We start from the raw sequence: 12,477 nt of genomic DNA, 5'->3' as shown, positions 1-12,477 counted from the left end.
TTTCTTTTTCTTGTGTCTTTCCATCGTCGCGGTATTGGCCTACAATTTTCTTAGTGAATGGTACATAAGTATCTTGCACTGCGACATCCAGCTCCACATCTGTAGTGAACACTACATATCTGGAGCGCGCAAATGCATCCCGCCCAAAATACCGTCCGCGCCGGCCGTTTTCGCCGCCTTCTCGGCGGCGTCGCCATCGTGGGCGCCCTCGCCGTCGCCGGCTCGATCGCGACCGGCCGCTACCTTCACCCGGCGCAAGCGACCGCACCGGCCGCCGCGACCGAACAAGCCGTTTCCGTCACCGTCGCGATGATCGAGCCGCGCCAGACCGCGCTGTGGGACGATTTCTCCGGCCGCCTCGAGGCCATCAACCGCGTCGAGCTGCGCCCGCGCGTGGCGGGCGCGATCCTGTCGACCAATTTCACCGAAGGCGCGCTGGTGAAGGCCGGCGACGTGCTGTTCAAGATTGATCCCGCCCCTTACGCGGCCGAGGTCGACAAGGCCAACGCCCAGCTCGAAGCCGCCAAGGCACGGGTCGTCTTCACCCAGAGCGAACTCGAACGGGGCGCGCAACTGGTCGGCAACGCCGTGGTGACGCGGCGCGACTTCGACCAGCGCGAAAATGCCAATCGTGAGGCGATCGCCAACGTCAAAGCGGCCGAGGCAACGCTCCAGACCGCAAAGCTCAATCTCGACTACACCGAGGTACGCGCGCCCGTGGACGGCCGCGTCGGCAAGATCGAGGTCACCGTCGGCAATCTCGTTGCCGCCGGCACCGCCTCCCCGGTGCTGACCTCGCTGGTCTCGGTCAATCCGATCTACGCCTCCTTCGATGCGGACGAAGAGGTGGTGCTGCGCGCGCTCAACTCCATTGCCGATGGCTCCGGCGAACGCGGCAAGCTCGACCAGATCCCCGTGGAGATGGCGACCTCCGGCGGCCTCTCGGCGAAAGGCCACATTCAGCTGATCGACAACCAGGTCAACGGCCAGAGCGGCACCATCCGCGTCCGCGCGGTCTTCCGCAACGACGACGGCCGTCTCATTCCCGGCCAGTTTGCGCGTGTCCGCATGGGCCAGCCGAAGCAGCAGACGCTGGTGATGATCGACGAGCGCGCGATCGGCACCGACCAGGACAAGAAGTTCGTGATGGCGGTCGGAGACGACAGCCGGGCCATCTACCGGCCCGTCACGCTCGGCGGCGCCGTCGATGGGCTTCGCATCGTCACCTCGGGCCTGAAGTCCGGCGACCGCATCGTGGTCAACGGCTTGCAACGCGTGCGTCCGGGCGCCCTCCTCAAGACGGAAGTGGCGCAGATGGGCGCGCGCGGGCCGCAGCAGGCTTCCAACTACAGCAACCAGGACGTGGTGCAACGCTAGCGCTCTCAGTCATTCCGGAGCGCGCGTAGCGCGATCCCGGAATATGGAAGTTACGAAACTCCAGGCGTCTCACCTCCGGATTCCGGGTTCGCGGGCTTCGCCCCCGCCCCGGAATGACGGCGGAGCTGTGTGGAGACGAAAACGATATTGCCCAGGGGCAAGGCCATGAATCTCTCAAAGTTCTTCATCGATCGTCCGATTTTCGCCGGCGTGCTGTCGGTCCTGATCTTCCTTGCGGGCCTCATCTCGCTGTTCGCAATGCCGATCTCGGAATATCCCGATGTCGTGCCGCCGTCGGTCGTGGTGCGCGCGACCTATCCCGGCGCCAACCCCAAGGTGATCGCGGAGACGGTGGCGACGCCGATCGAGGAGCAGATCAACGGCGTCGAAAACATGCTCTACATGTCGAGCCAGGCGACCACCGACGGCGCGATGACGCTGACGGTGACGTTCCGCCTCGGCACCGACCCCGACAAGGCGACGCAGCTGGTGCAGAACCGGGTGCAACAGGCCGAGCCGCGCCTTCCCGCCGTGGTGCGCCAGCTCGGCATCATCACCAAGAAGTCGTCACCCGACCTCACCATGGTCGTGCATCTCTTGTCGCCGAACGGCCGCTACGACATGACGTATTTGCGCAACTACGCAGTGCTCAACGTCAAGGATCGCCTCGCGCGGATCGACGGCGTCGGAGACGTGCAGCTCTATGGCGCCGGTGACTATTCGATGCGGGTCTGGGTCGACCCGCAGAAGGCTGCCGAGCATGGATTGACTGCGAGCGACATCGTGAGGGCGATCCAGGCACAGAACGTCGAGGCCGCCGCCGGCGTGGTCGGCTCCTCCCCGAACGTTTCGGGTATCGACCTGCAACTGTCCGTCAATGCGGAAGGCCGGCTCGCCAACGAGGAGCAGTTCGGCGACATCGTGGTCAAGACCGGTGCGCGCGGCGAAGTCGTGCGCCTGCGCGACGTCGCGCGCGTCGAGCTTGGCGCCTCCGAATACGGCCTGCGCTCGCTGCTCGACAACAAGCAGGCGGTGGCGATCCCGATCTTCCAGGCGCCGGGCTCCAACGCGCTGCAGATCTCCGACAATGTCCGCGCCACCATGGCGGAGATCAAGAAGAACATGCCCGAGGGCGTGTCCTACCAGATCGTCTACGATCCCACGCAATTCGTGCGCTCCTCGATCGAGGCCGTCATCCACACGCTGCTGGAGGCGATCGCGCTGGTGGTGCTGGTGGTGATCCTGTTCCTGCAGACCTGGCGTGCCTCGATCATTCCGCTTTTGGCCGTGCCGGTGTCGATCGTCGGCACCTTCGCGGTGATGCACGTCTTCGGCTTCTCCATCAACGCGCTCAGCCTGTTCGGCCTGGTGCTCGCGATCGGCATCGTCGTCGACGACGCCATCGTCGTCGTCGAGAACGTCGAGCGCAACATCGAGGCCGGGCTGTCGCCGCGCGATGCCACCTATCAGGCCATGCGCGAGGTGTCGGGCCCGATCATCGCCATCGCCATGGTGCTGATCGCGGTGTTCGTGCCGCTCGCCTTCATCTCCGGTCTCACCGGGCAGTTCTACAAGCAGTTCGCGCTGACGATCGCGATCTCGACCGTGATCTCGGCCGTCAACTCGCTGACGCTGTCGCCGGCGCTCTCGGCGCTGCTGCTCAAGGGGCACGACGAGCCGAAGGACAGGCTGACGCTGATCATGGAAAAGAGCCTTGGCTGGTTTTTCCGCGGCTTCAACAAGGCCTTCACACGCTCTTCGGAAAACTACAGCGGCAGCGTCACCAGGGTGATCTCGGGCAAGGCCGCGGTGATGGGCCTCTACGCGGTGCTGGTCGGCCTCACCGCGCTTCTGTTCCAGCAGGTGCCGAGCGGTTTCGTGCCGGGCCAAGACAAGCAATATCTGGTCGGCTTCGCCCGCCTGCCCGATGGCGCGACGCTCGACCGCAGCGAAGAGGTGATCCGCAAGATGAGCGACATCGCGCTGACCCAGCCCGGTGTCGAAAGCTCGGTCGCCTTCCCCGGCCTGTCGATCTCCGGCTTCACCAATTCGTCCAACGCCGGCATCGTGTTCTCGACGCTGAAACCATTCGACGAGCGCAAGGATCCCTCGCTCAGCGGGCCCGCGATCGCGGCCGAGTTGAACAAGAAATATGCCGGCATCCAGGAAGCCTTCATCGCCATGTTCCCCCCGCCGCCGGTCAACGGCCTCGGCACCATCGGTGGCTTCAAGCTGCAGATCGAGGACCGTGCCGGTCTCGGCTATGAGGCGTTGAACGAAGCGACCAACGCCTTCATGGCGGCGATGCAGAAGGCGCCGGAGATCGCCGGCGTGTTCTCGAGCTTCCAGGTCAACGTGCCCCAGCTCTTCGCCGACATCGACCGTACCAAGGCGCTACAATTGGGCGTTCCCGTGACGGAGGTGTTCAACACGCTCCAGATCTACCTCGGCTCCTACTACGTCAACGACTTCAACAAATTCGGCCGGACCTATTCCGTCCGCGTCCAGGCCGACGCGCCGTTCCGCGCGCGGGCCGACGACATCCGGCAGCTCAAGGTGCGCTCGTCCTCTGGCGACATGGTGCCGTTGTCGGCGCTGCTCACCATCCGCCAGAGTGCGGGGCCGGAGCGTGCGATCCGCTACAACGGATTCCTATCTTCCGACATCAACGCGGCGGCTGCGCCCGGCTTCTCATCGGGGCAGGCGCAGGAGGCGGCGACGCGGATCGCTGCGGAGGTGCTTCCGCCGGGCTTTGCCTTCGAATGGACCGACCTCACCTATCAGGAGTTCATCGCCGGCAATTCCGGCATCTGGGTGTTCCCGTTGGCGATCCTCCTGGTGTTCCTGGTGCTGGCCGCGCTCTATGAGAGCCTGACCCTGCCGCTCTCGATCATCATGATCGTGCCGATGGGCCTCCTGGCCGCGATGTTCGGCGTCTGGATCTCCAAGGGCGACAACAACGTCTTCACGCAGATCGGATTGATCGTGCTCGTCGGCCTCTCCGCCAAGAACGCGATCCTGATCGTCGAATTCGCGCGCGAGCTCGAATTTGCCGGACGCACACCGATCCGGGCCGCGATCGAGGCCAGCCGGCTGCGGCTGCGCCCGATCCTGATGACGTCGATGGCCTTCATCATGGGCGTGCTGCCGCTGGTGCTCTCGACCGGTGCAGGCTCGGAGATGCGGCGGGCCATGGGCGTTGCCGTGTTCTCCGGGATGATCGGCGTCACCGTGTTCGGCCTGTTCCTGACCCCGGTCTTCTATGTGCTGCTGCGGACCGTCACCGGCAACAGGCCGCTGGTGCATCACGGCAGCGACATCAGCGCAGCGCCGGTCCAGGGAGTTGGACACTGAACCGCGATGAGTCTTGGCTCGCTCCATGCGAGCCAAGAACTCGCTCGCGAGCCAGGCTCACGGACTCGCTGTGAGCTTCAGACCGCTATTTCCTGTTCTCCTCGCAGAACTTCAGCGCAGCCAGCGCTTCGCCGGCGCGCGGAATCTGCATCTCGATGCTGTCGTCCTCATCGTCTTCGAAATCGAGCGTGAGGCGCTTGGCCTTCGACAGCCGGTCGATGATTGACTGATCGTATTCGAAGATGCCGCGCACGGTGGTCTGGTCCATGACCTCCCATTTCGCCTTCTTCATGATGTCGGCATCGTCGGTGCCGACATCGGCCTGCAGGACCTCGCCGATCTTGTCCCATTCCCAGCCGCCATAGATCATGACGATCACGATGGCCTTGTCGGAATAGGTGATCACGACGACGTAGTCGCGGTTCTCGTCTTCCTTGTCCTTGTAGCCGCGACTCGCGTTGCAATGGGTGTCCTGCGTACGTTTCTCGATGGTCCAGTCGCCGACCTTGGATTGTTGCGCGAGTGCGGGCATGGCGCTCAAGGCACCGGCGAGCAGGCCAGCTGCGAGAAGGAATCGTTTCATGTCAGCCTCCAGCGTCTTCCCGGGCCGAGATGACCACCTCTACCGGCGAGCCGCAAGTTCTGCGGCGCGGCATGAGGCCAAGGGCGTGCCGTGGCGTCAGCTCCGCCGCGGCACGATCGCGATCGGGGTGAAGGTGTAAACCTCCTCGCCGTTCTGGTTGAACATCGTCCACTTCACCAGCGCGATGCCCTGCGGCTTCGACTTCGACGGCGTCAGGCTCATGACCTCCCCGACCAGATGCAGGCGGTCATTGGGCCGCACAGGCATGGTCCAGCGCAGGCCGTCGACGCCCGCGCCGATGAGCGGGTGCGGACCGAACGGGCGGGTCTGGATCGCAAGATTCATGGCAATGGCGGCGGTGTGCCATCCTGAGGCAGCGAGCCCCTTGAACAGGGTCTGCTTGGCGGCCTCGTGGTCGAGATGCATCGGCTGCGGATCGAACTCGGCGGCGAAGCGCTTGATGTCCGCCTCGGTGACCTCGACCTCAGGGGACCTGAACCGCATTCCGATGGTGAGATCGTCAAACCATTCGACCTGCGCCATGATTTTGCCTCGCAATCTGATGCGCCGCGCTCGAAAACGCGGCTAAATGGCTTGAGCAATAGCGGGACCGCAGCGCACAAACCAGTCCCGCGGTTCCCGGCGAAACCCCTTTCCCAATGCGACGAAACACGCCTGAAACAGATAGCCGTCTAAGTAGTTGTCAAAATAAATACAGGGACGGCCACCATGCAATTCCTCCTCGACCTGATCTACGAATATTCCTGCTGTCAAAATCTCGTTGCCCAGCCAGAACGGGAGGACGAGCTATGATCGAGGTGATCTCCGCCCTGCTCGCCCTGTGCAGCGTTGGCGTCTTCGCGGCCCATGCGCTGGATGCCTACCGCACCAGCCATCACTGACCGCTTCTCTCCTCGGCCGCTAGAACGGCCGTCGGTAAAAGTGCTCCGAGTGCGTTGCCGGCGGAAACCGGTTGGCGAGCGCGAGTGCGCCCCTCTCGTCGGTCTCGAGCGCAATCTTCTGCGCCAGCATCACGTCGCCGGGCACGAGGAAGCCTGACGGGACGAAGCACCATCCCATCGTCGCACGGCCTTCGCCGTCGACCTCGTGGACGTTGGCCGCGGTGCCATAGTGAATGCGATAGATCTTGCCGGTGTCGCAGCCGACGACATCGAAATAGCGGTGCTCCTCGAATTGCACGCGCTGTGCGGGCGAGAGCCATTCGAAGAGCAGCCGACGGCCGCGGGCATCCGGCGTGTTCTCGCCGAAAAAGCGCCGATAGAGTTCGCGCAACGCATGCAGACGCGCACGCGCCGGGGCGCGGAGCCAAACTGCCGCCATCATGAGCAGCTCAGATCAACCGCCGACCAGGCGAGGATAGAACAGCGTTTCCTGCGCGGTCGGATCGAACGATCGGATCCGGGTGACCTCGCCCGGTCCGGTCCGCAGCGCGGCGGTGAAGCCGGCTCCGGTCAGCTCCCGAAAGCGCCGTTCGGCTCGCGCCAGCGCTTCGGCATTGCCGGGATCAAACTCGTGGCGCGTATCGCCCGTCTGATCCATTACGATCTGGGTTGCCATGGTGAGTCTCCTCATGCCCAGCCCCGAACCTGATCAAAGCAAACCTCGTGCCGTCAGTTCCTGATGGCAACAACTTTCTCGCGCCGGCGCATCACGCCTTGCTGAGCCGGAACGTTTTCGAGCGAAGTGGACGCCGGTTCGCGTCGAGAAAAAGCGCCAAAACAGGAATTGAGAACCCCGCTCGAAACGGGGCTTCCGTTACCGTGACGCTGCCGCTCCGCCTCCCTCGTCAATCTGCCGACCCATCAGCGCGATCGCCTTCTGATAGACGCCGGCGGCATTCCAGGCCTCGATGGCGGCGAAATTCGGTTCGCCTGGCTGGTAACCGGCTCCTGCCTTCCAGCCATGACCTTTCAGGAAATTCGCCGTCGAATTCAGCGCGTTGGCGGCCACTTCGAGGTTGCCGGTGCCATAGGCCAGAATGTTCTTGGGCATGAATTGGGTCTGGCCGACCTCGCCATGCATGGAGCCACGGGTCGATCCCGACAGCGTGCCACGGTCGATCAATTTCAAGGCGGCATAAAGCTGATCGGTGAAGAATTCGGGGCGACGGCAGTCATAGGCCAGGGTCGCGATCGACGACAGCATGTTTTGGTTGCCACGCTGGCTGCCGAAGCCGGTCTCCATGCCCCAGATTGCGATCAACGGCCCGGGCGGGACGCCGTAGCGCTGCTGGATCGAGGCGAACAAGGCGGCCTGCGACTGCTTGAGCTGCCGGCCCTTGGCGACAATGGTGGCGGCGCCCCGCTTGGCGAGGAACTGGTCGAGTGTCAGTCGGAAGCTGCGCTGGCCGCGGTCGGCGGCAATGGTCGCGCTGGCGTAGTTGGTCTGCATCAGGGCCGAGAGCGCGGTGGGGCCGACGCCCTTGCCCTGCGCCTCCGCGCTAAACTCGCGCTTCCAGGCCTCGAAGCCGGCCGACGAGCTGCCGCATTGCGCGGCCTCCACGGTGGGCGCCAGAGAGAGTAGCAGCGCAGTGGCGCCGATCATGGCCGTCACAACAGTCCTGCCCTTGGTCATTCCTCGTTCCTCTTACCTGGACGCGCGACCGGCTCGCGCGGGTGCATGATCCTACGTCGGCCTTGATCGCTCAAGCCCCGCTTGAGGCAACGTGCGCGGTACGATCGCCTATCCTTCGCCGCCTAGCAGAAAGTTTACCATGATGCCCTCGTGATGTTCGTACATGTCCGTGCCGGTCCCCGTCACGCAGCCGGCCTTTCGGGCCGCCGCGATGAAGGGCGAGATTTCGGGCTTGGTGATGACGCAGCCGCAATAGGCCGATTGCGCAAGCTGCGCGACGTCGACAGGCAGCGGATCGCCTTCTTTCATCCCCGCCGGGGTCGCATTCGCGACAAAATCGAAGCCCGCGGGATCGCTGGTGCCGATCCGCACCGGCACATTGCCAAGCCCGTTGAGTTGGCCGATCAGCGCGTCGCGGCGCTCGGCCGCGTTGTCGTGAACGGCGAGTTCGCTCACGCCCGCTTCGACCAGCGCAAGCGCGATGGCCGAGCCAGCGCCACCGGCGCCGACAAGCAGCGCCCGCATGCCCTTGGGATCGATGCCCTTCGCCCGCGCGGCACCGACGAAGCCGAGGCCGTCGACCATGTCACCATACCATGAACCGTCGGCACGCCGACGCATCAGGTTCACGGTGCGCAGGAAATGGGCCCGCTCGGTCGCACTCGTGCAGGCCTGGTAGCAGGCGAATTTATGCGGGATGGTCACGACGATGCCGTCGAGGTTTTTCAACCGCGTCGCCACAGAGAGGAAATCCGGCAGATCCGTTGGCGCGACCTGAACCGGCATAAGGATGCCATCGTGTCCGCGTGCCGCGAGCGCGGCCGTCACGCCTGCCGGCGCGCGCACCTGCGCGATGGGATCGCCGACGATGACGAATAGCCGCGTGGCGCCGGTGGGCGGCGCGATCATGCCGCTCAAGCCGACATCGGGGAGCCGCCCGCCTCCGGCGCGGTCCCATAGGTCAGCTCCAGACCATCCAGATTGCCCTCCTTGCGCCACTTGTCGAGCAGCCGCAGGAACGCCACCGGTCCGCGCCAATATTGGCTGTTTCTGGCCGCGACCGGATCGAACACACCCTCATTGTTGTAATAGCCGGGCGTGCATTCGGCGAGATAGGTCTGGCGGCCGAGCGCGGCCTTGACGACCTCCTCGACCCAGGTGTTCTCGGCGGCCAGCGTCGGCTCCAGGGTTCGCGCTTTGCGCTTGCGCGCTTGGGTGATCACATAGGCGATGTGCTGCGACTGCTCGTCGATGATGTGCGGGAAGTTTGCGCTCTGGCCGGCCTGCACCGTGACGATCAGGAAGCAGTTCGGAAAGCCACGGCTGTAGAAGCCGTGCAGGGTCTTGACGCCGTCGTGCCAGCGTTCGGACAGGCTGACGCCGCCGCGGCCGTACACCTCAAATCCCATGCGGCGGGCGTAATCGGTGCCGACCTCGAAGCCGCTGGCATAGATCAGGCAATCGAGCTCATAGGCCTTGCCGTCGACCACGACCGCATTCTCCGTGATGCGCTCGACGCCCTGCCCTTTGGTGTCGACGAGATGCACGTTGGGACGATTGAATGTGTCGAGATATTCATCGTGGAAGCACGGCCGCTTGCAGAACGCCTTGTACCAGGGCTTGAGCGCCGCAGCCGCCGCTTCGTCCCTGACGATGGCGTCGACGCGGGCGCGGATCTCCTCCATCTTGCGATAGTCGGCCTGCTCGATCACCTTGAGCGCCTCGTCCATTGAGGTCACCGGCTGCTTCTGGCGGCGCGGCGCCAGCAGGATCTCGCCGAGCAGGCCAGTCCAGCCGTCCTGTACCAGATCTTGCTCGAACGGCTCGCCCGAGATCACCGCGGTGAAATTGTCCATGCGCTCGCGCTGCCAGCCGGACTTGAGGCTTTGCGCCCAGGCTGAATCGGTCGGCCGGTCGTCGCGCACGCCGATCGCCGATGGCGTGCGCTGGAAGACGTAGAGCTCTCTCGCCGAACGGCCGAGATGCGGCACGCATTGCACGGCGGTCGCTCCGGTGCCGATGATGCCGACGCGCTTGTCGGCAAGGCCGGTGAGACCACCTTCCGCCGTGCCGCCGGTATAGGCATAATCCCAACGGCTGGTGTGAAAGCTGTGGCCCCTGAACGTCTCGATGCCGGGAATGCCCGGCAGCTTCGGCCGGCTCAGCGGCCCGCCGGCGAGAATGACGAAGCGCGCATTGATGCGATCGCCGCGATCGGTTTCGACCAGCCAGCGGTCCTCCCCGTCCTGCCACGTCATGCGCGAGATCACGGTCTGAAACAGCGTGCGCTCGTAGAGACCGAAGTGCCGGCCGATGCGGCGGGAATGCTCGTAGATCTCGGGCGCCCGCGCATATTTGCGCACCGGCATGTAGCCCGTTTCTTCCAGGAGCGGCAGGTAGATGTAGCTCTCGGTATCGCAGGCCGCGCCCGGGTAGCGATTCCAGTACCAGGTGCCGCCGAAGTCGGCCGCCTTTTCCACGATACGAAAATCATCGATGCCGGCTTCGCGCAGTCGTGCGCCACAGAGCAAGCCACCGAAGCCGCCACCAACGATGAGCACTTCGGTCTGTTCGCTGACGGATGCGCGCGCAAATCCGGGATCAGCCCAGGGATCATCGAGGTAGCGGCCGAATTCGCCGGTCACCTCGACATACTGCGCCTTGCCCTCGCTGCGCAAACGGCGGTCGCGCTCGTCGCGATAGCGCGCGCGGAGTGCCGCAATGTCGACCTTGGACTCGCCGGCTGCACCGGTCTTGTGTCTTTCCGCTGACATCCATGTCCTCCACGGCGAAACGCTGCTTCGGATCAGTTAGCCCTGAAAAAGTGACGCATGCAATCACGTCGCTCGCTTTTTGCGTGAACGCTGCGTGACGTTCCGCTAACCTCAAACGCAAATCACAAGCATACGCCATGCAACGACTTGGCTGTGGAGGAGACGATGCAGGGATTGATGATGGACATGCCGCTGCTGATCAGCGGCCTGATCCAGTATGCCGCCGACTATCACGGCGAAGCCGAGATCGTGGCACGCGAGATCGAAGGCGACATCCACCGCTACACCTATGCCGATGCTCATCCACGCATCAAGCGCATGGCGCTGGCCCTGAAGCGGCTCGGCATGACAAAAGGCGACCGCGTCGGCACGCTGGCCTGGAATACCCATCGTCATTTCGAAATGTTCTACGCGGCGCCTGGCATGGGCTACGTGCTGCACACCGTCAATCCGCGGCTGTTTCCGGAACAGCTCGTCTACATCATCAACCATGCCGAAGACCGCCTCCTGTTCATCGACCGCGCCACGCTGCCGATCGTCGAGGCCATCGCGCCGCAATTGACGACGATCGAAGCCTACGTGGTGATGTCCTCGCGCGAGCGGATGCCGGAAACGAAGCTAAAGAACGTCCATTGCTACGAAGAGCTTCTGGACAAGGAAAGCGAGGCCGGCTTCGCCTGGCCAGAGTTCGACGAAAGATCCGCCTCCACCATCTGCTACACTTCCGGCACGACGGGCAATCCCAAGGGCGTGATCTATTCGCACCGAGCCGCGATCCTGCAGACCATGACATGCTCAAGCTTCGACTTCCTGCCGGGCCATGTCGAAGGCGTGCGCGAGGTGATGATGCCGATGGCGCCGCTGTTCCACGGCAACGGCTGGAACATGCCGTTCACTGCGCCCTATACGGGCTCGAAGCTTGTGCTGCCCGGCCGCAACTACGAGCCCGACAAGCTCTATGAGTTGCTCGAAGGCGAGAAGGTGACGCTATCGGCGGGCGTGCCGAGCTTCTGGCTGATCCTGCTTGACTGGCTCGGTCGCACCGGCAACAGATTCTCGACGCTGCGCGCAACGTTGTCGTCGGGCTCGGCCCCGCCGCGCGCGATGGTCGAGAAGCTCAAGCGCGACTACGACATCGACTACATCCAGGCCTGGGGCATGACCGAGGCCCTGGGCTGCTCGATGCCGGGTCTGCGACCGGGCTCCGAGCACCTCGGCGACAAGGAGAAGTTCGACCGGCGCCAGGTCTCCGGCCGCGCCTGTTTCGGCACGGCCTTGCGCATCGTCGACGACGCCGGCGTCGAGCTGCCGCGCGACGGCAAGAGCGTCGGTCATCTGCGCGCCCGCGGCCCGTGGGTTGCCTCCGGCTACATGAAGCTGGATGAGGGCCTCGACCGCGACGGCTGGCTGATCACCGGCGACATGGCCGTGATCGACAGCCAAGGCCACGTCACGCTGACCGATCGCTCCAAGGACGTGATCAAGTCCGGCGGCGAGTGGATCTCCTCGATCCAGCTCGAGGACGTCGCCCTGTCCCATCCCGACGTGCTTCAGGCCGCCGTGGTCGCGATCTCGCACGAGAAATGGCAGGAGCGCCCCCTGCTCCTCGTCGTCCGCAAGAAGGGCGCAACCGTCGACGGCAAGACACTGCTCGAGCACATGCGCCCGAAGATCGCGAGCTGGTGGATGCCCGACGCCGTCGAATTCCTGGACGAATTCCCGATGACGGGCACCGGCAAGGTGCTCAAATCGGCACTGCGCGAGAAGTTCAGAGAGTACCGCGTCGCCTGAACG

The 12,477-nt window shown here is 64.3% G+C and carries 10 protein-coding genes; 3 read left to right on the top strand and 7 right to left on the bottom strand.

Features of this window, described 5'->3' with window-relative positions; genetic code table 11:
- The first annotated feature begins 132 nt into the window (after positions 1 to 132).
- Both HAP40_RS16110 and HAP40_RS16105 read left to right on the top strand, forming a co-directional pair.
- On the top strand, positions 133 to 1,377 hold the full coding sequence (locus tag HAP40_RS16110) for an efflux RND transporter periplasmic adaptor subunit (RefSeq protein ID WP_166816888.1): 1,245 nt from the start codon (positions 133 to 135) through the stop codon (positions 1,375 to 1,377).
- Positions 1,378 to 1,542: 165 nt separating this feature from the next.
- Positions 1,543 to 4,731: an efflux RND transporter permease subunit gene (locus tag HAP40_RS16105; RefSeq protein WP_166816889.1), complete on the top strand. Its 3,189-nt coding sequence runs from the start codon at positions 1,543 to 1,545 to the stop codon at positions 4,729 to 4,731.
- Positions 4,732 to 4,816: 85 nt separating this feature from the next.
- Here HAP40_RS16105 and HAP40_RS16100 read toward each other — a convergent pair whose 3' ends face one another.
- The 7 genes from HAP40_RS16100 to HAP40_RS16070 form a co-directional block, all read right to left on the bottom strand.
- The gene (locus HAP40_RS16100) at positions 4,817 to 5,314 is read right to left on the bottom strand and encodes a hypothetical protein (RefSeq protein ID WP_166816890.1); all 498 of its coding nucleotides are present in this window, start codon (positions 5,312 to 5,314) and stop codon (positions 4,817 to 4,819) included.
- A gap of 96 nt (positions 5,315 to 5,410) precedes the next feature.
- A complete protein-coding gene (locus HAP40_RS16095; protein WP_166816891.1) occupies positions 5,411 to 5,857 on the bottom strand; it encodes a MaoC family dehydratase in 447 nt (148 codons plus the stop codon).
- A 378-nt stretch (positions 5,858 to 6,235) separates the two neighbouring features.
- Positions 6,236 to 6,658, bottom strand: a complete 423-nt coding sequence (locus tag HAP40_RS16090) for a hypothetical protein (RefSeq protein WP_166816892.1) — start codon at positions 6,656 to 6,658, stop codon at positions 6,236 to 6,238.
- A 12-nt stretch (positions 6,659 to 6,670) separates the two neighbouring features.
- Positions 6,671 to 6,892: a hypothetical protein gene (locus HAP40_RS16085; protein WP_007592399.1), complete on the bottom strand. Its 222-nt coding sequence runs from the start codon at positions 6,890 to 6,892 to the stop codon at positions 6,671 to 6,673.
- 198 nt (positions 6,893 to 7,090) lie between these two features.
- Entirely contained in the window at positions 7,091 to 7,909 is an 819-nt protein-coding gene (locus tag HAP40_RS16080) for a lytic murein transglycosylase (protein WP_166816893.1), read from the bottom strand.
- A gap of 108 nt (positions 7,910 to 8,017) precedes the next feature.
- Positions 8,018 to 8,818 carry a shikimate dehydrogenase family protein gene (locus HAP40_RS16075; RefSeq protein ID WP_166816894.1) on the bottom strand — a complete coding sequence of 267 codons (801 nt, stop codon included), beginning with the start codon at positions 8,816 to 8,818 and terminating at the stop codon, positions 8,018 to 8,020.
- A gap of 5 nt (positions 8,819 to 8,823) precedes the next feature.
- Entirely contained in the window at positions 8,824 to 10,683 is a 1,860-nt protein-coding gene (locus HAP40_RS16070) for a flavin-containing monooxygenase (protein WP_166816895.1), read from the bottom strand.
- A 165-nt stretch (positions 10,684 to 10,848) separates the two neighbouring features.
- Here HAP40_RS16070 and HAP40_RS16065 point away from each other — a divergent pair, with 165 nt between their 5' ends.
- Positions 10,849 to 12,474: a long-chain fatty acid--CoA ligase gene (locus HAP40_RS16065; protein WP_166816896.1), complete on the top strand. Its 1,626-nt coding sequence runs from the start codon at positions 10,849 to 10,851 to the stop codon at positions 12,472 to 12,474.
- Positions 12,475 to 12,477: the final 3 nt, after the last annotated feature.

The sequence above is a fragment of the Bradyrhizobium sp. 1(2017) genome, from assembly GCF_011602485.2.
Taxonomy (GTDB): Bacteria; Pseudomonadota; Alphaproteobacteria; order Rhizobiales; family Xanthobacteraceae; genus Bradyrhizobium.
This window is presented reverse-complemented; position numbering and strand designations above follow the sequence as displayed.

Excerpts from the sequence above, each read along its gene's own strand:
- HAP40_RS16110 (WP_166816888.1), top strand. The coding sequence starts at position 133 with ATGCATCCCGCCCAAAATACCGTCCGCGCCGGCCGTTTTCGCCGCCTT.
- HAP40_RS16105 (WP_166816889.1), top strand. The coding sequence starts at position 1,543 with ATGAATCTCTCAAAGTTCTTCATCGATCGTCCGATTTTCGCCGGCGTG.
- HAP40_RS16100 (WP_166816890.1), bottom strand. The coding sequence starts at position 5,314 with ATGAAACGATTCCTTCTCGCAGCTGGCCTGCTCGCCGGTGCCTTGAGC.
- HAP40_RS16095 (WP_166816891.1), bottom strand. The coding sequence starts at position 5,857 with ATGGCGCAGGTCGAATGGTTTGACGATCTCACCATCGGAATGCGGTTC.
- HAP40_RS16090 (WP_166816892.1), bottom strand. The coding sequence starts at position 6,658 with ATGATGGCGGCAGTTTGGCTCCGCGCCCCGGCGCGTGCGCGTCTGCAT.
- HAP40_RS16085 (WP_007592399.1), bottom strand. The coding sequence starts at position 6,892 with ATGGCAACCCAGATCGTAATGGATCAGACGGGCGATACGCGCCACGAG.
- HAP40_RS16080 (WP_166816893.1), bottom strand. The coding sequence starts at position 7,909 with ATGACCAAGGGCAGGACTGTTGTGACGGCCATGATCGGCGCCACTGCG.
- HAP40_RS16075 (WP_166816894.1), bottom strand. The coding sequence starts at position 8,818 with ATGATCGCGCCGCCCACCGGCGCCACGCGGCTATTCGTCATCGTCGGC.
- HAP40_RS16070 (WP_166816895.1), bottom strand. The coding sequence starts at position 10,683 with ATGTCAGCGGAAAGACACAAGACCGGTGCAGCCGGCGAGTCCAAGGTC.
- HAP40_RS16065 (WP_166816896.1), top strand. The coding sequence starts at position 10,849 with ATGCAGGGATTGATGATGGACATGCCGCTGCTGATCAGCGGCCTGATC.